Raw genomic sequence first — 22,436 nt, 5'->3', positions numbered from 1 at the left:
ATGTAGCTAGTTCGCGCTTGTCGGAAATTGTCGGTAAGTCGATAAGTTGTGTCGAAACGCCGACATATTTGATTGGATACTGAGTGGGTTATGCGCTGCCCTTGTACATAATAAAAAAAGCGCCCTGTTGACAGGGCGCTTCCGCTTTTAGTTATATCCAGCTCCAGCGGCTAGAATCTCCGGTCGTTTCGCCCCTTCATTCGAGGCAAAAAGCGCCTCGGAATCAGGGGCTTAGGCGCCCTGCGATTCTAAACGAGCCGCTTCCGCTTTTAGTAGTTATTAACGACTTGTAAAGATCTTATCGATTAAGCCGTATTCTAGAGCTCTTTCTGCTGTCATGAAGTTGTCGCGGTCTGTGTCGCGTTGTAGAACTTCAAGTGGTTGACCTGTGCGGTCAGCAAGAATTTGGTTTAATTTTTCGCGTAAGAATAGGATGCGTTTTGCAGCGATTTCGATTTCAGTCGCTTGACCTTGTGCACCGCCAAGTGGTTGGTGAATCATTACTTCACTGTTAGGAAGAGCGAAACGTTTTCCTTTTTCACCTGCTGCAAGTAAGAATGCACCCATAGATGCAGCCATACCGATACAGATTGTTGATACTTGTGGTTTAATAAACTGCATTGTATCGTAAATTGCCATACCAGCTGTGATAGAACCACCAGGGCTGTTGATATAGATGTGAATATCTTTTTCTGGATCTTGAGATTCCAAGAATAAAAGCTGGGAAACGATTGAGTTTGCTACGTTGTCATCAATTGCGCTACCAAGCATAATGATGCGGTCCTTTAATAGTCGAGAGTAAATATCGTAAGCGCGTTCTCCACGATTTGTTTGTTCAATTACTGTAGGAATTAAATTCATCTGTTATTTCCTCCTTTGAAAGCTTTATTAGTTTATAATACAATTATGGTCAATAAAGGTCAAACGAAACCACTTTAAATCAAAAAAATATGTAGTTGTATCATGATTTATTCGCTATGTTTTTAAAATTCCCTGCTTATGTATCTTCAACATCATAACCGAATTACATAAATTTAAACGTGATTAAAGGTGTAGAAAGGGCAAAAGAACGCCTTTTTACTGAAGCGTTCTTTCGGTATTTATTCTTTTAAAAGATAGGTTACTTTATTTAAAATTGTTTCGACTTGTTTCGCGTTTTTACTATACATTTCACTTGCTGATTTCGATTTTGTTTCTAAAGAAAATAGTTCAAGGTCAGCATGACATTTTTTTAAAGATGCTAATAATAAAGGTTTGTTTTGAGGAGAAGGCATTTGGAGTTTGTCATTATAAATGTCGATAGTAAGTTGTCCGTATGAGTCAACTTGACCGAGAAAGACATTTTCAATAACAACGCCGAGTTTTTCTAATTCTGAATGTAGCCAAGCCCGGTTATGTCCACTTGATGACAGAGGTTCATCTAGTACATTTCCATCCATAATAACAGTTTGTGGTTCCTTCTCGTTTGGTACTTTTAAGCCTACGTCTTTTGCTGTAAGTGGTTGGCGATCTTTCTTTAATAATACATTTAATTCACCGCTCGGTTCTAGTACTGCAAATTCAACATCAGCTACGCTGAACGCATCTTTTCCTCGGAGTAGTTCAAGTAATTCGTCACTTGTATATTTTTCTTTCTTTAAGTTATCTTCGAGTATTTTTCCATCTTTTATTAATACGGTAGATTTCCCTTCAAAGAAGTCCCGAGCTGTTTTGTTCTTTAAGGAGAGGATTCCTGTGAAAAAAGGTACCACAGCGAAAATGAGTATCGCAAAGACGCCGTGGAAAAATTTTGAATCGAGCCCTGTAGATACTTGGGCAGCGATGTCACCGATTGTCATTCCGGCTATGTATTCAAAAAAGGAGAGCTGAGAGATTTGTCTTTTCCCTAACCATTTCGTAATAGCGAATAAAATGATTAATATGAATACAGAGCGAAGAATAACGAGTGTCCATTCGGGCAGGTGAGACATAGTCATTTCCTCCAGTCTACTTAAAACCCTTTATATTGAGGTTCTTCACGTTCTAATAATGAAACTCTATCCTTTAAATCAGCGATGACGCTGTCCATTTCTAACATACATTCGTGAAAGACGCGTTTTGTTTCTTCGTCTTCTGAATTTAACGAAAGGGAACTTAAGCTTGCTTGAGCCCCCCTTAAACTAGCGAGGCATGTTTTTACACTAGCGATAACAGTCATGAAAACACCTCTTATCCTTTCGGTTTAAATAGCAATGCTCCGATGAATCCAAAAATGATAGCAGCAGAAATACCAGCGCTTGTTACTTTAAACATACCGGTAATAACGCCGACAATTCCATGTTTTGCAGCTTCTTCCATAGCGCCGTGAACGAGGGCGTTACCGAAACTTGTAATTGGTACAGTTGCTCCTGCACCCGCAAAATCAATTAATGGTTCATATAGATTGAATCCATCTAATATAGCCCCAACAACAACGAGTGTTGCCATTGTATGGGCAGGAGTAAGTTTACCCACATCAAACATAAGTTGACCAATTACACATATAAGTCCACCAATAACAAAAGCCCAGAAAAAAATCATTGTGTTGCACCTCCAAATTCGATCGATACAGCATGAGCGATACATGGAATTGTTTCTTCTTGTTGGAATGTAAGTGGAGATAGTAAAGCACCTGTTGCAACAACTAGCATCTTTTTGAATTCTCCCTTTTTCATTCTATTTAATAAATGTCCGTACACGACTGTTGCCGAACATCCAGGACCACTTCCGCCAGCTATGACAGGTTGACCTTCTCTATAAATGATGATTCCGCAATCTTGGAATTGTTCGCTCTTTACTTTTGTACCGTGTTTATGTAGTAGGTCGTAAGCGATTTCGCGTCCTACATGTCCAAGGTCACCTGTTACGATTAAGTCGTAATAAGAGGCGTCGATTTGTCGTTCGCGTAAATGGGCTTCAATCGTATCAACAGCAGCTGGGGCCATCGCGCCTCCCATATTAAACGGATCTGTTAAACCCATATCAATAACTCGCCCAATTGTGGCGGAAGTAACTCTTGGACCATTTCCTGTATCACTTAAAATCGCTGCGCCTGCACCGGTCACTGTCCACTGCGCTGTAGGGGGCTTTTGTCCACCATATTCAGTTGGATAACGGAATTGTTTTTCCACGGCAGCGTTATGACTTGATGCTCCAGTTAATAAATATTTTGCGCCTTTTGCATTTACAATACTTGCGCCGAGCGCTAATCCTTCCATAGAAGTAGAGCAAGCTCCGAATAATCCAAGATAAGGTGTTCCGAGTGTACGACATGCAAAGCTCGTTGGGGTTATTTGATTAATTAAATCTCCTGCGAGTACGAATTGAATATCGTCTTTTCGAAGTTTTGCTTTCTCTGTAGCACGGCTACAAGCTTCTTCAAATAAAATTTTGTGAGCCTTTTCGTAAGAATCTTGTCCAAGCCATAAATCTTCATGGAGGGTGTCGAAGTCTTCAGGGATATTACCTTTCGCTTCAAATGGTCCACCGACTACCCCGGTTGAGATAATGACTGGTTTGTTTTCAAATACCCATGTTCGGTGTCCTTGTAACATTTATAGCCCTCCCCATTGAACGAGAATCGTTTTAATAAGTGCGATGACGAAAGCAGAAAATACACCAAACAAAATAACAGAGCCAGCCAATTTAAACATGTTACCGCCAACACCTAGGACGAACCCTTCCGTTCGGTGTTCAATGCATGCTGCGATAACAGAATTACCAAAACCGGTAACTGGTACCGCTGTGCCTGCCCCAGCAAATTGTCCAAAACGATCGTATATACCGAATCCAGTTAGTAACATGGAAATGAAAATTAGAGTTGCTACTGTCGGATTCCCTGCTGAGCGCTCAGTGAAATCAAAATACGTGATGTAAAAAGTAGAAATAAGTTGCCCGATGAAGCAAATGAAACCACCAACGAAAAAAGCTTTTATACAATTTTTTAAGACAGGACGCTTCGGTTCTCGTTCTTGCGCGAATTTTTTATATTCCTGTTGTACAGGAGTTAAGTTTTTATCTTTACTAGACATGGCAATCCTTCCTTTTCTTTTAGAAAGCTTAAATATTAGATCCCATTTCTGATCGAATGAGTTTTAATTGTTCTTTAATGCCATCCTTACTTACTTTCTTGTTCTTAATTTTGTTTTCAAGTTCTTCTAGGAGCATAAAAATCTTTTTGTCTGTACTTACACGAATATCGAAAGTAGGATTTTCATCGCTTAATTTCTTTTTTAATTTACTTCGTAAAGGCTTTAAACCAAATCTTTCATGATGTTCAGGTTTGACGGCTATGTAAAGATCTAAATTGGTATTAACTGCGGTAGCTTTTATAATGCCATCTATAGCTAGGGCTTTTTTCTTAGCGTCTTGCGATATAGATTGATTAAAGGATTCTGTACTCATTTTTGTTAACTTTGGGCCCTTTTTTTCATCTGTTCGCTTAGCTTCTTCTTTCTTTACTTTTTTATCTAACGGGCTATTATCGCATCCGGTAAGTGAACCGAATAGAAGAACAAATAACGCGGTTATGAGGCCGAGTTTTCGCATTATAATCATTCCATTTCTATTGCAGTATGTAATTTGAGAGAAAAAGGATGATTGCATATCATCCTTTTTCTCAAATTGTGTACCATTAGATGAAATGGCACTTTTGGTTATTGCTGTGTGTATTGTGGTTCTTCTTGCTGGACTTCTTCAACACGTGGATTTAAAGAATCAATAATTGTTTGTGTTTGCTGCGCAGCTGTTTGGAAAAGTTGCTTTGCTTGTTGGTTATCCGTATCAAGAGCGAATCCCTCTAAGCTAGCTTGTGCACTTTTTAATCCAGAAACAGTTTGCTTTAGTTTTGTAATTACAGTCATTGAATGAAGCCCCCTTTGGAATATCAATTCAAAGATTATAATTTGTGAATTGGGGTGAATTTATGATTGGAAAATTTAGGGGAAGGACATGTTTTATAGGCTCCTAGCTAAGGTATATAAAGGATTAAGGGGATATTTTTATTGATTTAGATGGATTTTATTGCTATTATTATGAGAAGAAAATAAGCAGGTCTTTACTTGTTATATTTCACTTCTATTAGAGGTTTTTCGCAAGCAATTAAATGTGGAAAAGCGGAATAGAAGAAGGCTTAAAACCTTGATAATAAACGGTTTATAAAATTTTATCATGCGCCCATAGCTCAGTCGGATAGAGCGGTGGTTTCCGGTACCACGTCTGTCGGGGGTTCGAATCCCTCTGGGCGCGTCAAAAAGTCCTAACTTACGTTTTGTAGGTTAGGACTTTTTTTATTTCTCTCTTGTTATATCTGGTTATAAGAATTACTATTAGTATGTGGTAATAATTTTTAAGCGTTATTATTTTCTTTCAATATTATTCATTTTTCGGTTGTAAGATGTAAATCTCATTAATACATATAAATTAATAATATTTTGGAATGGGTGTCTGCGATAGGATTCTCCTTTTACCAAACTTATTGTACAATAGAAACAAGGGGGAGATTAGTTTGAAGGCAAGTCTTTTACAAGAACAAAGCTTACGTTTGGCAATGACACAAGAGTTAAGGCAAGCGATTACAATGCTCCAGTATAATGTACAAGAATTATCGGAGTTTTTATATGAGCAATCGTTAGAGAATCCCCTTATTGAGTTAGGTGGTTTCGAGAGGGAGAAGAAAAAGAGCTCTAACACAAGTAAAAGTACCGGCAAACAAGTCGAGAATCAAATGGAAATCTACAGTGTGGATTCTACAACGATTCAGCAACATTTATTAAATCAACTACAGTATTATAAAATAGATGAAGAAGAGCGAAAAGCAGCTTCTTTCATTATTATGAACATGGATGGAAATGGCTATTTACAAGAAACAAATGAAGAATTATCAGAGCTTCTTTCTGCGCCAATTGATGTAGTGGACCGTTCTGTGGAGCTTGTTCAATCGTTAGAGCCAGCAGGGGTAGGTGCGCGTAATATTCAGGAATGTCTATCAATCCAATTGAAGCGCTTACAAAGAAGAAATGGTTTAGCGGAAGAGATTATAGATGATCATTTTAATTATTTCGTTAAGAAAGATTGGCGAAAGCTCGTTCAAGTGTTGAAGTGTACTAACGAGGAATTACAGGATGCGGTGAACTGTATTACATCATTACAGCCGAAACCAGGTCTTGCATTTTCTTCTGATAAACCACTTTATATCGTGCCTGATATGGCGGTAAAAAAAGATGGCGATCGTCTCGTTTTACAAATGAACGAACGGAATATGCCGAGAATTGAGATTCACTCTGAGTATAGTGCGTTACTAAATAATAGTGAAAGTGAAGTTGCTTCATATGTATCTGAAAAGTATCAACATGTGCAATGGATTATGCGCAGTTTGAAACAGAGAAAACAAACACTCTTACAAGTGATGAATATTATTATGGAAAAACAGCATGATTTCTTCTGGAAAGGTCCAGAGTATTTAAAACCACTTGCTTTAAAAGAGGTGGCGGAAGAGTTAGGTGTGCATGAGTCTACAATTAGTCGTGCGACGCGTAATAAATATGTGCAAACGCCGCATGGTTTATTTGAGATGAAATCGTTCTTTAGTAATTCTATTTCTACGACGGAAGATGAGGCTGTTTCTACAAAGCGTGTGAAACAATTCATTCAAACGCTTGTTGGAGCAGAAAATAAGAAAAAGCCACTTTCGGATCAAAAGATTTCAAAATTATTAGAAGAAGAGCATGAAATCGTTATTTCTCGCAGAACGGTTGCGAAATATAGAGAACAAATGCATATTCCTGCTTCGTCTCTAAGAAAAACAATTGGATAGGTGAAGAAGATGAGAGTTGTACTATATACAAAAAAAGATTGTGGTCTTTGTGAAAAGGCGAAACAAGTTTTAAAGGAAGTACAATATGAATATTCTTTTCAAATTGAGGAAATAGATATATATGAAGATAATGACCTTTTAGAGAAATACCATCTAATGATTCCTGTTGTAGAAATAGGCGGAAGACAGGTAGAATATGGTAACATTCACAAAGGTGTCATAATAAACTATATAAACAATGCAGTTAAGAGTTGAATAAGTTTCTGTCTCCTGTTACAATAATACACGTAGCAGGGATTATTTTTTTTACCTAAGTGGGACGCAAAATGTCACTACGGGACATAAAGTGACCACAAAGGAAAATGAACCGATGTAGTGAGGAGAAAAGATATGCGCTCATGGATTCAGAACACAAAAAAATTATTACCTGATCTGCTACCTGTTATGCAAACGAGAATGCAAGTGCTTCAGTACATTAGGCTTATGCAGCCGATTGGAAGAAGAAACTTATCTGCAAGTCTCGGTATGACAGAACGAGTATTGCGAAGTGAAGTTCAAGTTTTGAAAGAACAAAACTTAGTTCACATCGCTTCTTCTGGAATGACTTTGACAGAAGAAGGAACAGCTTTAGTTCTTGCTTTGGAAGACTTTATGAAAGAAATTTCCGGGTTAAAGGTTTTAGAAAAACAACTTAAGGAAACATTAGACTTGGATGAAGTTTTCGTTGTCCCTGGTGATAGTGATGAATCACCTTGGGTCAAACTGGAGATGGGCCGTGCTTGTGTGACTTGTATAAAAGACCGTCTGACAGTGAATAATATCGTTGCTGTGGCTGGAGGAAGTACGCTAGCTGCTGCTGCGGACATGATGCAACTTGATTGCAAAGATTTACATATGCTATTTGTCCCAGCACGTGGTGGAATTGGAGAAGGTGTCGAGTTAGAAGCCAATACCATTTGCGCCAAAATGGCACAAAATACGATGAGTAATTATCGCTTATTGTATGTTCCAGATCACGTTAGTAGCGAAGCATATGCGTCTATTGTAACAGAGCCCTCCGTGAAAGAAGTTCTTGAGTTGATTCGATCTTCCAATATCGTCATTCATGGAATTGGTGATGCGTTAACAATGGCACGTCGCAGAAATACTTCAGAAGCAGATTGGTTAAAGATTCAGGCAAGCGAAGCAGTTGGCGAAGCTTTCGGTTACTACTTTAATGAACAAGGAAATGTTGTTCATAAAGTAAGAACAGTTGGTATGCAACTTGAAGATTTACAACATGTATCTCACGTTGTCGCAGTCGCTGGAGGTTCTTCAAAAGCAAAAGCAATACAGGCTGTAATAAAGCAAGGGCACACTTCAATTCTAATTACAGATGAAGGTGCAGCAAAACAATTAACAAAGGGTAATACCCTTTAATATAATCCCCCAAGGAGGAAATTTAAATGACTAAAATTGGTATTAATGGATTTGGACGTATCGGACGTAACGTATTCCGCGCAGCTCTTAACAACTCTGAGGTAGAAGTAGTAGCAATCAACGACTTAACAGATGCTAAAACATTAGCTCACCTTTTAAAATATGATACAGTTCACGGAACTTTAAATGCAGAAGTATCTGCTAACGAAAACAGCATCATTGTTAACGGTAAAGAAATTAAAGTTATCGCTGAGCGTGACCCAGCTCAATTACCATGGAACGACTACGGAGTAGAAGTAGTAGTAGAATCTACTGGCCGTTTCACTAAAAAATCAGACGCTGAGAAACACTTAGGTGGATCAGTTAAGAAAGTTATCATCTCAGCTCCAGCTTCTGACGAAGATATCACTGTAGTTATGGGTGTTAACCACGAAGAATACGATGCAGCTAACCACAACGTAGTATCTAATGCTTCTTGTACTACAAACTGTCTAGCTCCATTCGCTAAAGTATTAAACGAAAAATTCGGCGTAAAACGCGGAATGATGACAACAATTCACTCTTACACTAACGACCAACAAATCTTAGACTTACCACACAAAGATTTACGTCGTGCTCGTGCAGCAGCTGAAAACATGATCCCAACATCTACTGGTGCTGCTAAAGCTGTAGCATTAGTATTACCAGAACTTAAAGGTAAATTAAACGGTGGCGCTGTACGTGTTCCAACTGCTAACGTTTCTCTAGTTGACTTAGTTGTTGAACTTGACAAAGAAGTAACAGTTGAAGAAGTAAATGCAGCATTCAAAGCAGCTTCTGAAGGCGAATTAAAAGGTATCCTTGGATACAGCGAAGAGCCATTAGTATCTATCGACTATAACGGTTGCACAGATTCTTCTACAATCGATGCATTATCTACAATGGTAATGGAAGGTAACATGGTTAAAGTACTTTCTTGGTACGATAACGAAACTGGTTACTCTAACCGCGTAGTAGACCTAGCTGCATACATGACTTCTAAAGGTCTTTAATTCTTAAGTATATAAGCAATCAATGACAAAACGAGGGAGAGGGTTTGTTCCCTCTCTCTCTTCTTTCGTTTTAGAAGCAAATGTGATAAGCTTTTGAATGGGTTTTGTCAATCCTAACTAGTAGTCGGAGGGAAATCCAATGAACAAAAAATCAATTCGTGACGTAGATTTAAAAGGTAAGCGTGTATTTTGCCGCGTTGATTTCAACGTACCTATGAAAGAAGGCAAAATTACAGATGAAACTCGTATCCGTGCAGCTCTTCCTACAATTCAATATTTAGTAGAGCAAGGTGCGAAAGTAATTTTAGCAAGTCATTTAGGCCGTCCAAAAGGTCAAGCAGTAGAAGAATTACGTCTTACTCCAGTAGCAGCACGTTTAGGCGAGCTTCTTGGTAAAGATGTTAAAAAAGCGGACGAAGCATTCGGACCAGTTGCACAAGAAATGGTTGCAGCAATGAACGAAGGCGACGTAGTAGTTCTTGAAAACGTACGTTTCTATGCGGGCGAAGAAAAGAACGATGCAGAACTTGCGAAAGAATTTGCAGCTCTTGCTGATATTTTCGTAAACGATGCATTCGGTGCAGCTCACCGTGCTCACGCTTCTACAGCAGGAATCGCAGACTACCTACCAGCAGTATCTGGATTATTAATGGAAAAAGAGTTAGATGTATTAGGTAAAGCACTTTCTAACCCAGAACGTCCATTCACAGCTATCATTGGTGGTGCGAAAGTAAAAGATAAAATCGGTGTAATTCGTCATCTATTAGACAAAGTAGATAACTTAATCATCGGTGGCGGACTTGCTTATACATTCGTTAAAGCTTTAGGTCATGAAATTGGTCTATCTCTATGTGAAAACGACAAAATTGAACTAGCTAAAGAATTTATGCAACTTGCAAAAGAAAAAGGCGTAAACTTCTACATGCCAGTTGATGTTGTAATCACTGAGGAATTCTCTGAAACTGCAACAACTCAAATCGTTGGTATCGACTCTATTCCTTCTACTTGGGAAGGCGTGGACATCGGTCCTAAAACACGTGAAATTTATGCAGATGTAATTAAAAACTCTAAGCTTGTTGTATGGAATGGACCAATGGGTGTATTCGAAATGACTCCATTCGCAGAAGGTACAAAAGCAGTAGGACAAGCATTAGCAGATGCAGAAGGTACATACTCTGTTATCGGCGGTGGTGACTCTGCAGCAGCTGTTGAAAAATTCGGTATGGCTGATAAAATGAGCCACATTTCTACTGGCGGCGGTGCGTCATTAGAATTCATGGAAGGTAAAGAACTTCCAGGTGTAGTTTGTCTTAACGACAAATAAGTAGCAGCCAAAGAAAAAGGACGGTGCAAAGCATGCGTAAACCAATTATCGCAGGTAACTGGAAAATGAATAAAACTCTAGCTGAAGCAGTTAGCTTCGTAGAGGAAGTTAAAGGTCAAATCCCAGCAGCTTCAGCTGTTGATGCAGTAGTTTGTTCGCCAGCTCTATTCTTAGAGCGCTTAGTAGCAAAGGCTGAAGGAACTGACTTACAAGTAGGTGCACAAAACATGCACTTCGAAAAAAATGGTGCATTCACTGGCGAAATTAGCCCAGTAGCACTTAGCGACTTAAAAGTAGGCTACGTAGTACTTGGCCACTCTGAGCGTCGTGAAATGTTTGCTGAAACAGACGAGTCAGTAAACAAAAAGACTCTTGCAGCATTTGAACATGGTTTAACACCAATCGTTTGTTGTGGTGAGACTTTAGAAGAGCGCGAAAGCGGAAAAACATTTGATCTAGTAGCAGGTCAAGTGACAAAAGCACTTGCAGGTTTAACAGAAGAGCAAGTTAAAGTAACTGTTATCGCTTATGAGCCAATCTGGGCTATCGGTACAGGTAAATCTTCTTCTTCTGCAGATGCAAATGAAGTATGTGCGCACATCCGTAAAGTTGTTGCAGAAGCTGTTTCTCCAGAAGCTGCAGAAGCTGTTCGTATTCAATACGGCGGTAGCGTAAAACCAGAAAACATTAAAGAGTATATGGCACAATCTGACATCGACGGCGCTTTAGTTGGCGGTGCTAGCTTAGAGCCTGCTTCGTTCTTAGGTCTTCTGGGGGCGGTAAAATGAGAAAGCCAACAGCTTTAATCATTCTTGATGGTTTCGGACTACGTGAAGAAACTTACGGGAATGCTGTAGCACAAGCTAAGAAACCTAATTTTGATGGTTACTGGAACAAATTCCCTCACACAACGCTTACAGCTTGTGGTGAGGAAGTAGGTCTTCCAGCAGGTCAAATGGGTAACTCAGAGGTTGGTCACTTAAATATCGGTGCTGGCCGCATCGTATATCAAAGCTTAACACGCGTAAACGTTGCAATTCGTGAGGGTGAGTTCGATCAGAACGAAACTTTCCAAAATGCAATTAAAAGCGTGAAAGAAAAAGGTACTGCTCTTCATTTATTCGGTTTACTTTCTGATGGTGGTGTGCATAGTCACATGAACCATATGTTTGCTCTTCTTCGCTTAGCAGCAAAAGAAGGCGTGGAGAAAGTATATATCCATGCATTCTTAGATGGCCGCGATGTTGGACCACAAACAGCAAAAGGTTATATCGATGCAACAAATGAAGTAATTAAAGAAACAGGAGTAGGACAATTCGCGACTATCTCTGGTCGTTATTACTCCATGGACCGTGACAAGCGTTGGGATCGCGTAGAAAAATGTTACCGTGCTATGGTGAATGGTGAAGGCCCTACTTATAAATCAGCAGAAGAGTGTGTAGAAGACTCTTATGCAAATGGTATTCATGATGAATTCGTATTGCCGTCTGTAATTGTTAACGAAGATGACACGCCAGTTGCAACAATCAATAATGATGATGCAGTTATCTTCTATAACTTCCGTCCAGACCGTGCAATTCAAATTGCTCGTGTATTTACAAACGAAGACTTCCGTGAGTTCGATCGTGGTGAAAAAGTACCTCACATTCCTGAATTCGTTTGTATGACACATTTCAGTGAAACTGTAGATGGTTACGTGGCATTCAAGCCAATGAACCTTGATAACACATTAGGTGAAGTTGTTGCGCAAGCGGGATTAAAGCAACTTCGCATCGCGGAAACTGAAAAGTATCCGCACGTTACATTCTTCTTTAGCGGTGGTCGTGAGGCTGAATTCCCAGGAGAAGAGCGTATTTTAATTAACTCACCGAAGGTTGCAACGTATGACTTGAAACCTGAAATGAGCATTTATGAAGTAACGGACGCTTTAGTAAATGACATCGAAAATGATAAACATGATGTTATCATTCTTAACTTTGCAAACTGTGATATGGTTGGCCATTCTGGGATGATGGAACCAACAATTAAAGCAGTAGAAGCAACTGACGAATGTTTAGGAAAAGTTGTAGAAGCGATTCTTGCAAAAGATGGTGTAGCACTTATTACTGCTGACCATGGTAATGCCGATCAGGAGTTAACTGCTGAGGGTGGACCAATGACAGCTCATACAACTAACCCGGTTCCTTTCATCGTTACAAAAAATGATGTAGAGCTTCGTGAAGGTGGTATTTTAGGAGATATCGCCCCAACAATGCTTACACTTTTAAATGTGGAACAACCGAAAGAAATGACAGGTAAAACAATTATTAAATAATTTGCTTATATAAAAAGGAGAGAATTTATTATGTCAACAATTATTGATGTTTATGCTCGCGAAGTCCTTGACTCTCGTGGTAACCCAACTGTAGAAGTAGAAGTTTACACAGAAAGCGGCGCATTCGGACGCGCTATCGTACCAAGTGGTGCATCTACTGGTGAGCACGAAGCAGTAGAATTACGTGACGGTGACAAATCTCGTTACCTTGGTAAAGGTGTTATGAACGCAGTAAACAACGTTAACGAAGCAATCGCTCCAGAAATCGTTGGTTTCGACGTAACTGACCAAGCTGGTATCGACCGTGCTATGATCGAATTAGATGGCACTCCAAACAAAGGTAAACTAGGCGCTAACGCTATCCTTGGTGTATCTATGGCAGTAGCTCACGCAGCAGCTGACTTCGTAGGTCTTCCATTATACCGTTACCTTGGTGGATTCAATGCAAAACAATTACCAACTCCAATGATGAACATCATCAACGGTGGTTCTCACGCTGATAACAACGTTGATTTCCAAGAGTTCATGATCTTACCAGTTGGTGCTCCAACATTCAAAGAATCAATCCGTATGGGTGCTGAAGTATTCCATGCACTTAAAGCTGTATTACATGACAAAGGTCTTAACACTGCAGTAGGTGACGAAGGTGGATTCGCTCCAAACCTTGGTTCTAACCGTGAAGCATTAGAAGTAATCATCGAAGCTATCGAAAAAGCTGGTTACAAAGCTGGAGAGAACGTATTCTTAGGAATGGACGTTGCTTCTTCTGAGTTCTACAACAAAGAAACTGGTAAATATGACCTTGCAGGCGAAGGCCGTACTGGCTTAACTTCTGCAGAAATGGTTGATTTCTACGAAGAGCTTTGCAAAGACTTCCCAATCATCTCTATTGAAGATGGTCTAGACGAAAACGACTGGGATGGTCACAAATTATTAACTGAGCGTATCGGTGATAAAGTACAATTAGTTGGTGACGATTTATTCGTAACTAACACTCAAAAACTTGCTGAAGGTATCGAAAAAGGTATCTCTAACTCAATCTTAATTAAAGTTAACCAAATCGGTACTTTAACTGAGACTTTCGAAGCAATCGAAATGGCTAAACGTGCTGGTTACACAGCAGTTGTATCTCACCGTTCTGGTGAAACTGAAGATGCTACAATCGCTGACATCGCAGTTGCAACTAACGCTGGCCAAATCAAAACTGGTTCTATGAGCCGTACTGACCGTATTGCTAAGTACAACCAATTATTACGTATCGAAGACGAGCTAGGCGAAATCGCTGTTTACGCTGGTTTACAATCTTTCTACAATATCAAACGATAATTGTAGGAAATAACGACAGACCGTGAGAAATCACGGTCTGTTTTTTTATGCTAAAATTGTTCGCCCGTCATAAGTGACATGAAGTATTTGAAGAAGAGATTATAATCAAAATCGATAGCAATTTGCTGCATTAAGTTTTTACATAAAATAAATAAAACAGCTAGGGAAGTGAGTCGTCCTAAACTTACAATGACTAGTTCGTCTTTATACTGCTCGATAAGAGGGATAACTTCAAAGAAATTCTCCATTTCTCCGTTTTGTAACTTTTCATTTGGGATGATTGGCCCGAACCCTTCTTTACCGTGAATATTGGTAAAAAAAGCGGGAGGACCTCCATTGAGAGGACGGTCTGAACCACCAAATATTTTCATATCTTTATTTCTTGATTTTTGTTTAAGGAAATGAGCATTTTGTACGGCCATTTCTTTTGGAACATTGCCGTAATCGGTGACAATCCCAACAATTTCAATTTCATCGATAAAGAATGCGAGGAGGAGGGCTATCGTATCGTCGATTCCAGGATCACAAAAAATAAGAACTTTTTTAGACATATGTTCACCACCTGTCTATATATGTGTGCTAGAGAGAAGGCAGAATAAAAATGGAGTGAAGGATTTTGTTTTATTGAAATAATAACCATCAAAATTCAGAAAATATAAACTTTATATATTAGGTCAAGGTTTTTGACGTAAATTATATTCGGAAACGCAGTCATATCAAGGGTGTAAGCGTATAATATAGTGGATTTTCGTTGTCGATTTGATAAATTGCAGGTTTTTACAATTTATACTATGATAAGGATATTAACAGAAGATCGTATAAACATGAGGGATGATGAACATGAAACTTACAAAGATTCTTGTCCAAATTGCTGCTCTTTATGTATTGTATATGGTTGGAAATTGGGTGCAAGAAATGTTGAATATTCCGATTCCAGGAAGTTTGATTGGGATGTTCCTTCTACTTGTTTTACTTAGCCTAAAAGTACTTCCAGTGAAATGGTTTGATTTAGGAGCAGAAACACTCGTTGCTATTATGCCGTTTTTATTAATTCCGCCAACGCTTGGCTTAATGAATTACGGTGCTTTTTTTATGAGTAAAGGAATTTCTCTTTTCATTACAGTTGTAGCGAGTACGTTTTTAATTATTATTGTCGCAGGACATACAGGACAATATCTTGCGAATAGAAAGGAAAAAGAGACACAATGAGCCAAATATTAATCGGAATCGGTTGGGTTCTTTTTACGGTGCTATTATATCAATTATCTAAAAAAATCTACAAATTATTTCCAACACCATTTACCATTCCAATGCTTGTTGCAACAGGATTAATGGCTTTCTTATTTATAATGCTTGATATACCATATCAAAATTATATGGAAAGTGGTGGTGGCTGGATTGCAAAGTTACTCGGACCAGGTGTTGTAGCATTTGCAATCCCGCTTTATAAACAACGTCATGTTCTGCAAAAATATGTTGTACCAATTGCTGGTGGAGTATTAGTAGGTACAACAGTTGCTATTGCAAGTGATTTGGCTATCGCCACACTTATGGGAACAGATAAAAGCTTAATTTTATCTTCTTTACCAAAATCAGTGACAATGCCAGTTGCGATGAGTGTATCTGAACAAGTTGGTGGTGTCCCGTCCTTAACAGCGGCCTTCGTCGTTATCGCAGGGATTACTGGAACGATTTCAGGACCAATTTTATTAAAATGGAGCCGTGTTACAAACTCAGTTGGTAAAGGGATTGGCTTTGGATGTGCATCTCATATTATGGGTGTTATGAGAGCGATGAAAAATAATGAGCATGAAGGTGTTATTGGATCGGTAACAATGACATTAACAGCAATTTTGACATGTTTGCTTGGACCATTATTCGCAATGGTGTTTATGTAATAGAAGAAAAGCGAGAGCGATTCTATAGCTCTCGCTTTTCTATAGGATTTATGCTACATTTAAAATAACTGAATCTTTGTAGGAGGTACGCCAAGTGCATACGTTATTATCTGTTTTACTTATTATTGTATCGATTTTAATGATTGTTATGGTACTTATGCAGTCTAGTAATAGCTCGGGCCTTTCAGGTGCAATTTCAGGCGGTGCAGAGCAATTATTTGGTAAGCAAAAAGCACGTGGAATTGAAGCGGTATTAAACCGTGTTACAGTTGTTTTAGCTGTGTTGTTCTTTGTACTAACAATTGCTGTTACGTACTTAAACTTATAAAATTAAAAGAAGAAGCGTTAGCGGATTATGCTAATGGTTCTTCTTTTTTTGATTTGTTATTCAAAAAAAGTTTCTAATTAGATTATAGAATTATAAATATGGTACACTAAGAATAGAAAGAATACGACTAGATTACAGAAGAGAAAGAGGAGAAGTACATGATGAAATTAGCATCTCCGAAACCATTTACATTTGAAGGTGGAGACCGCGCTGTTTTATTATTACATGGATTCACAGGGAACTCAGCTGACGTACGCATGCTAGGGCGTTTCTTAGAGAAGAAAGGCTATACTTGTCATGCGCCAATTTATAAAGGACACGGCGTACCACCACAAGAGCTTGTTCATACAGGCCCTGAAGACTGGTGGAAAGATGTAATGAATGCCTACCAGCATTTAAAAGATCAAGGTTACGAGAAAATAGCTGCGGTTGGATTATCATTAGGCGGAGTATTCTCATTAAAACTTGCTTATACATTACCGATTTTAGGTGTTGTACCAATGTGTGCACCGATGTACATTAAAAGTGAAGAAATTATGTACCAAGGTATATTGGCATATGCCCGCGAATATAAAAAGCGTGAGCAAAAATCACCAGAACGAATTGAGCAGGAAATGTTTGAATTTAAACAGACACCAATGAATACATTAAAAGCATTACAGGAGTTGATTCGTGACGTACGCAATAATGTTGATATGATTTATGCTCCAACATTCGTTGTACAAGCACGTCATGATGAGATGATTAATACAGATAGTGCTAACATTATTTATAACGGTGTAGAATCTACGTTAAAAGACATTAAATGGTATGAAGACTCTACGCATGTCATTACACTTGATAAAGAACGTGATGTGCTACATGAGGATGTATATAACTTCTTGGAGCAACTAGATTGGTAAGATCTAGTTGCCTCTTTTTTTCATAAGGGAATTTATTATCCCAATTGGTGTGGGCTAATAATCAGTGGGAAGGGACAAAACCCCACTGATTAAAGTTACACTTTATGAAAGCTGTAAAAAATCATTGGGAGATGATTAAAGTTTCACTTTATACATCCCCCATCTTTCGGATACACTAAATAATATAAGGGTTTAAAGGAGGTATTTCTGCTTGGAAGAAATCATGCAAGAACATATTGATAAGTTGTTATTATTTATGAGGGAAGAAGCGTATAAACCGTTAACGATACAAGAATTAGAAGCTGCATTTGGAATCGAAGGCTCTGAGGGCTTTAAAGATTTCGTAAAGGCACTTGTAATGATGGAAGAGAAGGGGCTTGTTATCCGCACACGTAGTAACCGCTACGGTCTTCCAGAAAAAATGAATTTAGTACGCGGTAAATTAATTGGGCACGCACGTGGTTTTGCGTTCGTCGTTCCAGAAGAGAAGAAAACAGGAGATGATGATCTTTTCATCCCGCCTACAGAATTAAATGGCGCACTTCATGGTGATACAGTATTAGCACGTGTTAGCGCGCAATCAAGTGGATCACGCCAAGAAGGCGCGATTGTTCGTATTTTAGAGCGTGGAACGAAGGAACTAGTTGGTACATATACAGAGTCAAAGAACTTTGGATTTGTTATACCTGATAATAAACGCTGGACAAGTGACATTTTTATCTTGAAAAGTGCATCTATGGGCGCTGTAGAAGGCCATAAAGTAGTTGTGAAAATTACGGGCTACCCAGAGAACCGTTTAAGCGCAGAAGGTGAAGTTATTCAAATTCTAGGTCATAAAAATGACCCAGGAGTAGATATTTTATCTGTCATTCATAAACATCATTTACCTTTAGCATTTCCTGAAGAAGTGATGGAACATGCAAACAGTGTACCAGAAACGATTTCAGAAGAAGATATAAAAGATCGCCGTGATTTACGTGATCAAATGATTGTTACAATTGATGGTGCGGATGCGAAAGACTTAGATGACGCTGTTACAGTAACGAAGCTTGAGAACGGTAACCATAAGCTTGGCGTTCATATTGCGGATGTAAGTCATTACGTTCAAGAAGGTTCTCCAATTGATGTTGAAGCAGCGGAGAGAGCAACGAGTGTATATCTTGTAGACCGTGTAATTCCGATGATTCCGCATCGTTTATCAAACGGTATTTGTTCATTAAATCCGAAAGTAGACCGTCTGACACTATCTTGTGAAATGGAAATCAACAATCTAGGTGATGTTGTAAAGCATGAGATTTTCCAAAGTGTAATTAAAACGACAGAGCGTATGACGTATGCTGACGTAAGAAGCATTTTAGAAGATGAAGACGAAGCGCTAATTGAACGTTACGAGCCGCTAGTACCAATGTTTAAAGAAATGGGGCAGTTAGCACAAATTTTACGTGAAAAACGTATGCGCCGCGGTGCGATTGACTTTGACTTTAAAGAAGCGAAAGTACTAGTAGATGAAGAAGGAAAACCGACTGATGTTGTAATGCGTGATCGTTCTGTATCAGAGAAGTTAATTGAAGAGTTTATGCTTGTTGCGAACGAAACAGTAGCAGAGCACTTCCACTGGATGAACGTACCGTTTATGTACCGTGTCCATGAAGATCCGAAAGAAGATAAGCTTGAGCGTTTCTTCGAGTTTGTAACAAACTTCGGATATGCAGTAAAAGGACGTGCGAACGAAATACATCCTCGTGCGCTGCAACAAATTCTTGAAATGGTTCAAGGTCAGCCAGAAGAAGTAGTCATTTCAACAGTTATGCTTCGTTCTATGAAGCAAGCACGTTACGATTCGGACAGCTTAGGACATTTCGGTTTATCAACTGAGTTCTACACGCATTTCACATCGCCAATTCGTCGTTACCCAGATACGATTGTTCATAGATTGATTCGTGAATACATCATTAATGGTAAAGTAGACAACGAAACGCAAGCGAAATGGCGTGAAAACTTACCTGAGATTGCAGAGCACTCTTCTAATATGGAACGCCGCGCTGTTGAAGCAGAACGTGAAACAGACGAAATGAAAAAAGCAGAGTATATGGTTGATAAGATCGGTGAAGAGTATGACGGTATGATTAGCTCTGTAACAAACTTCGGTTTATTCGTAGAGCTTCCAAATACAATTGAAGGTCTTGTACACGTTAGCTATTTAACAGATGATTACTACCGTTATGACGAAAAACATTTTGCGATGATTGGAGAACGTACAGGTAACGTATTCCGCATCGGTGACGAAATTACAATTCGTGTTATTAACGTAAATAAAGACGAGCGCGCAATCGACTTTGAAATCGTTGGCATGAAAGGCACACCTCGTCGCAAGTTCAAAGATCGTCCAGTTGTGATTGAACAGCCAAGAACAGGCAGAAAGAAACGCGGTGGACGTAGCGAGCGTAGTAATGAGCGCGGTGGCGAACGCGGCACAGGAAGAAAGTTTGATCGTGGTGGCCAAGGAAAAGGAAAAGCATCAGCATCCACATCCGCTAGTCAGCCAGGGAAAAAAGATAGTAATGGTAATAGTAATAGTAATGGCAATAGTAATGGCAAGAAGAAAAAAGGATTCTTTGAAAATGTACCAGGATTCAAGAAGAAAAAGAAAAAGCGCAAGTAAGAAAAGAGTGGCTTCGCCTCGCATTCTGAGCGAGCCACTTTCGCTTTTTGTTGAATCTAGCTACAGTGGCTAGAATGTTCGGTGGCTTCGCTTCTTCCCAGGAGGCAAAGAACGCCTCAAGGTCAGAAGCTCCATCCACCTCACATTCTGAGCGAGCCACTTTCGCTTTTTGTTGAATCTAGCTACAGTGGCTAGAATGTTCGGTGGCTTCGCTTCTTCCCAGGAGGCAAAGAACGCCTCAAGGTCAGAAGCTCCATCCACCTCACATTCTGAGCGAGCCACTTTCGCTTTTTGTTTACATTTGTTACAATGGTAAAAATAGAGGAGGGACGTTATATGCCAAAAGGTACAGGTAAGGTTATTGCGCAAAATAAAAAGGCATTTCATGATTATTTCATCGAAGAAACATACGAAGTAGGGCTTGTCCTTCAAGGAACGGAAATTAAGTCGATTCGCGCTGGACGCGTGAACTTGAAAGATGCGTTTGCACGTATACATAACGGTGAAGTATGGGTTCATAATATGCATATTAATACATATGAACAAGGGAATCGTTTCAATCACGATCCGCTACGTACAAGGAAGTTACTTCTTCATAAAAAAGAAATTGATAAGCTAGCAGGTTACGCAAAAGAAACAGGATATGCATTAGTTCCAGTTAAAATCTATTTAAAAAATGGATTTGCGAAAATGGCACTTGGTTTAGCAAAAGGTAAGAAGCAATATGATAAGCGTCACGATTTAAAAGAGAAAGAAGCTAAACGTGAAATTGCACGCGTGTTCCGTGATCGTCAAAAGATGTAATACAGATATTTACATTTGTAAAACGGCGCGCGTATGATATAATAACTTATGTAAGATTGTTGCACATTGAAAAACAGCTCTTAGTAGCTATCACGGTATTTCTTCGTATGCTCCATTTTTATCATGGGGACGTTACGGATTCGACAGGGATAGTTCGAGCTTAGGTTGCGAGTCGAGGGGATCGGCCTCGTTAAAACGTCAAAGCCTATAATTGGCAAACAAAACAATCTTTCTTTAGCTGCTTAATTGCACTAAAGGTTCCTCCCTCCATCGTCCATGTGGTAGGGTAAGGGACTCAAACTAAGTGGACTACGCCGGAGTTCGCCGTCTGAGGACGAAGGAAGAGAATAATCAGACTAGCAACTTGGAAGCCTGTCGATAGGCCGAAGAGTTCGCGAAATGCTAATATATCGACTACACTCGTAGAAGCTTAAGTGCCGATATTTTTGGACGTGGGTTCGACTCCCACCGTCTCCACCAATACATATTTGGTGGTTTTTTTATTTTATATGATATGAACCATAAGTTTGCCGGTTTGGCAAGCTTATGGTTCTTTTTGTTTTGTGGTTGTATAAAATGCTTAAGTTGATGGGGATGGGGCGGTACCCCTGAAACAGAAAGCGAAGAAATGGTTATTGATGATAAGCAGGTAGATACTATAGCTGCCCCTTAATGATTAAATAACATTTATTTAAATCTTCATATATTTTGTGTTTTTATCCATATCTATTGTAAGATTGTATAGAGCTATTCTAATAAGCTGTTATAATGGCTTTTTTTAGGAATTTAATATTTATAAATCTCAAATTATTTTTTTGGGATAATTTTTTATCTAACTAAGTTATATTGAAGTAGAGGTGAACCATCGGTGAAGCAGGTGTTGGTAATTAAGAATGAACGGTCTTTTGCAAAGAAAATCGTAAGCGGTCTAACGCAAGAAGGCTATTTCATTTTAAAACTTCACAATGAAAACCAAGGTTTAAATATAATATATGAACAAGATTGGGATATTATCATATTGGATTGGGATTCATTAAGTATATCGGGACCAGAAATTTGCAGACAAATACGACTTGTTAAAACGACACCGATCATTATTGTGACCGACAATATTTCTAGCAAGGATTGCATAGCAGGGTTACAAGCAGGAGCAGATGATTATATAAGAAAACCATTTGTGAAAGAAGAATTAGTAGCAAGGGTTCAAGCTATTTTAAGGAGAAGTGAATGTATCCAGCAAAATGAGATAAACTTTTTTCAGTTTAAAGATCTCTTTGTTGATGCATCTAGCCATATTGTGAAAAAAGGTGGTAAAAATCTTTCGCTTACTAAGCGCGAGTATGATTTACTTGTATTTTTAATCAAGAATAAAAATACAATATTGAGCCGTGAAATGCTTTTGAATCAGGTTTGGGGATATAACGTAGTAGTCAATCCAAATGTAGTAGACTTATATATTGGGTATGTAAGAAAAAAGTTAAAGTGCGAGAAGAAAGAGAGATATATTGAAACGATACATGGCAGAGGCTATTCAATGGTTGAATGATAAAAATAAGATAATAGGTAAAGTACAGTTTGTCATAATAAACAATATCT

23 protein-coding genes, 1 tRNA gene, 1 other RNA gene and 1 pseudogene are annotated in these 22,436 nt (G+C 38.8%); 17 read left to right on the top strand and 9 right to left on the bottom strand.

The features are described from left to right. Positions 1-279: 279 nt before the first annotated feature. The 8 genes from clpP to MHI07_RS24070 all read right to left on the bottom strand — a co-directional run bounded on the left by clpP (position 280) and on the right by MHI07_RS24070 (position 4,880). A complete protein-coding gene (clpP, locus tag MHI07_RS24105) occupies positions 280-861 on the bottom strand; it encodes an ATP-dependent Clp endopeptidase proteolytic subunit ClpP (RefSeq protein ID WP_002159906.1) in 582 nt (193 codons plus the stop codon). Positions 862-1,100: 239 nt separating this feature from the next. Next, positions 1,101-1,970 (bottom strand): DUF421 domain-containing protein, encoded by an 870-nt coding sequence (locus MHI07_RS24100; RefSeq protein ID WP_002144904.1) that lies wholly within the window; start codon positions 1,968-1,970, stop codon positions 1,101-1,103. Between the two features lie 20 nt (positions 1,971-1,990). Continuing rightward, positions 1,991-2,197 carry a DUF1657 domain-containing protein gene (locus MHI07_RS24095; protein ID WP_016106600.1) on the bottom strand — a complete coding sequence of 69 codons (207 nt, stop codon included), beginning with the start codon at positions 2,195-2,197 and terminating at the stop codon, positions 1,991-1,993. An 11-nt stretch (positions 2,198-2,208) separates the two neighbouring features. Further along, the gene (gene spoVAE, locus MHI07_RS24090; RefSeq protein ID WP_002112813.1) at positions 2,209-2,559 is read right to left on the bottom strand and encodes a stage V sporulation protein AE; all 351 of its coding nucleotides are present in this window, start codon (positions 2,557-2,559) and stop codon (positions 2,209-2,211) included. Next, positions 2,556-3,572, bottom strand: coding sequence for a stage V sporulation protein AD (gene spoVAD, locus MHI07_RS24085; protein WP_078173399.1), 1,017 nt, complete (start codon positions 3,570-3,572; stop codon positions 2,556-2,558). Before spoVAD ends, spoVAE begins: the two co-directional genes overlap by 4 nt. Continuing rightward, positions 3,573-4,049: a stage V sporulation protein AC gene (gene spoVAC, locus MHI07_RS24080; RefSeq protein ID WP_002112810.1), complete on the bottom strand. Its 477-nt coding sequence runs from the start codon at positions 4,047-4,049 to the stop codon at positions 3,573-3,575. A 28-nt stretch (positions 4,050-4,077) separates the two neighbouring features. Beyond that, positions 4,078-4,566 carry a YhcN/YlaJ family sporulation lipoprotein gene (locus MHI07_RS24075; RefSeq protein ID WP_016106599.1) on the bottom strand — a complete coding sequence of 163 codons (489 nt, stop codon included), beginning with the start codon at positions 4,564-4,566 and terminating at the stop codon, positions 4,078-4,080. A 107-nt stretch (positions 4,567-4,673) separates the two neighbouring features. Beyond that, complete coding sequence (locus MHI07_RS24070; protein WP_000216167.1) at positions 4,674-4,880, bottom strand: DUF1657 domain-containing protein; 207 nt, start codon at positions 4,878-4,880, stop codon at positions 4,674-4,676. Between the two features lie 309 nt (positions 4,881-5,189). Here MHI07_RS24070 and MHI07_RS24065 point away from each other — a divergent pair. From MHI07_RS24065 to eno, 9 genes are all read left to right on the top strand, one after another. Then, a tRNA-Arg gene (locus MHI07_RS24065) sits at positions 5,190-5,265 on the top strand. Between the two features lie 259 nt (positions 5,266-5,524). Continuing rightward, positions 5,525-6,832 (top strand): RNA polymerase factor sigma-54, encoded by a 1,308-nt coding sequence (rpoN, locus tag MHI07_RS24060; RefSeq protein ID WP_215580083.1) that lies wholly within the window; start codon positions 5,525-5,527, stop codon positions 6,830-6,832. A 9-nt stretch (positions 6,833-6,841) separates the two neighbouring features. Further along, entirely contained in the window at positions 6,842-7,087 is a 246-nt protein-coding gene (locus MHI07_RS24055; protein ID WP_215580081.1) for a glutaredoxin family protein, read from the top strand. A 135-nt stretch (positions 7,088-7,222) separates the two neighbouring features. After that, positions 7,223-8,251, top strand: a complete 1,029-nt coding sequence (gene cggR / locus MHI07_RS24050) for a gapA transcriptional regulator CggR (protein WP_078179436.1) — start codon at positions 7,223-7,225, stop codon at positions 8,249-8,251. 26 nt (positions 8,252-8,277) lie between these two features. After that, positions 8,278-9,282 (top strand): type I glyceraldehyde-3-phosphate dehydrogenase, encoded by a 1,005-nt coding sequence (gene gap / locus MHI07_RS24045; RefSeq protein WP_002112805.1) that lies wholly within the window; start codon positions 8,278-8,280, stop codon positions 9,280-9,282. Positions 9,283-9,421: 139 nt separating this feature from the next. Beyond that, positions 9,422-10,606: a phosphoglycerate kinase gene (locus MHI07_RS24040; RefSeq protein WP_002159913.1), complete on the top strand. Its 1,185-nt coding sequence runs from the start codon at positions 9,422-9,424 to the stop codon at positions 10,604-10,606. A 32-nt stretch (positions 10,607-10,638) separates the two neighbouring features. After that, positions 10,639-11,394, top strand: a complete 756-nt coding sequence (tpiA, locus tag MHI07_RS24035; RefSeq protein ID WP_002159914.1) for a triose-phosphate isomerase — start codon at positions 10,639-10,641, stop codon at positions 11,392-11,394. Further along, the gene (gene gpmI / locus MHI07_RS24030; protein ID WP_002089542.1) at positions 11,391-12,920 is read left to right on the top strand and encodes a 2,3-bisphosphoglycerate-independent phosphoglycerate mutase; all 1,530 of its coding nucleotides are present in this window, start codon (positions 11,391-11,393) and stop codon (positions 12,918-12,920) included. Before tpiA ends, gpmI begins: the two co-directional genes overlap by 4 nt. Positions 12,921-12,950: 30 nt before the next feature. Then, on the top strand, positions 12,951-14,246 hold the full coding sequence (gene eno, locus MHI07_RS24025) for a phosphopyruvate hydratase (protein ID WP_002112796.1): 1,296 nt from the start codon (positions 12,951-12,953) through the stop codon (positions 14,244-14,246). 119 nt (positions 14,247-14,365) lie between these two features. Here the strand turns inward: eno and MHI07_RS24020 are convergent. Further along, positions 14,366-14,797, bottom strand: a pseudogene (locus MHI07_RS24020) (nucleoside hydrolase); the annotation flags it as partial. 280 nt (positions 14,798-15,077) lie between these two features. Here MHI07_RS24020 and MHI07_RS24015 point away from each other — a divergent pair. The 8 genes from MHI07_RS24015 (at position 15,078) to MHI07_RS23980 (ending at position 22,386) form a co-directional block, all read left to right on the top strand. Then, positions 15,078-15,455, top strand: coding sequence for a CidA/LrgA family holin-like protein (locus MHI07_RS24015; protein ID WP_179117541.1), 378 nt, complete (start codon positions 15,078-15,080; stop codon positions 15,453-15,455). Next, a complete protein-coding gene (locus MHI07_RS24010; RefSeq protein WP_002159917.1) occupies positions 15,452-16,144 on the top strand; it encodes an LrgB family protein in 693 nt (230 codons plus the stop codon). Before MHI07_RS24015 ends, MHI07_RS24010 begins: the two co-directional genes overlap by 4 nt. Before the next feature lie 94 nt (positions 16,145-16,238). Next, positions 16,239-16,472 (top strand): preprotein translocase subunit SecG, encoded by a 234-nt coding sequence (gene secG, locus MHI07_RS24005; protein ID WP_002112793.1) that lies wholly within the window; start codon positions 16,239-16,241, stop codon positions 16,470-16,472. Positions 16,473-16,633: 161 nt separating this feature from the next. Continuing rightward, positions 16,634-17,374, top strand: a complete 741-nt coding sequence (locus MHI07_RS24000) for an alpha/beta hydrolase (RefSeq protein WP_165497462.1) — start codon at positions 16,634-16,636, stop codon at positions 17,372-17,374. A 223-nt stretch (positions 17,375-17,597) separates the two neighbouring features. After that, complete coding sequence (rnr, locus tag MHI07_RS23995; RefSeq protein ID WP_435868783.1) at positions 17,598-20,036, top strand: ribonuclease R; 2,439 nt, start codon at positions 17,598-17,600, stop codon at positions 20,034-20,036. A 336-nt stretch (positions 20,037-20,372) separates the two neighbouring features. After that, positions 20,373-20,840: an SsrA-binding protein gene (gene smpB, locus MHI07_RS23990; RefSeq protein ID WP_002198885.1), complete on the top strand. Its 468-nt coding sequence runs from the start codon at positions 20,373-20,375 to the stop codon at positions 20,838-20,840. A gap of 125 nt (positions 20,841-20,965) precedes the next feature. Next, positions 20,966-21,320: a transfer-messenger RNA gene (gene ssrA, locus MHI07_RS23985) on the top strand. Between the two features lie 388 nt (positions 21,321-21,708). Continuing rightward, positions 21,709-22,386, top strand: a complete 678-nt coding sequence (locus MHI07_RS23980) for a response regulator transcription factor (protein WP_078179431.1) — start codon at positions 21,709-21,711, stop codon at positions 22,384-22,386. The last annotated feature ends 50 nt before the right edge of the window (positions 22,387-22,436 follow it).

Origin of the sequence: Bacillus sp. FSL H8-0545 (assembly GCF_038006105.1) — a bacterium.
GTDB classification, from domain to species: domain Bacteria; phylum Bacillota; class Bacilli; order Bacillales; family Bacillaceae_G; genus Bacillus_A; species Bacillus_A cereus_U.
The sequence above is the reverse complement of the archived record's forward strand: the minus strand, read 5'-3'. Positions and strand labels throughout refer to the sequence as shown.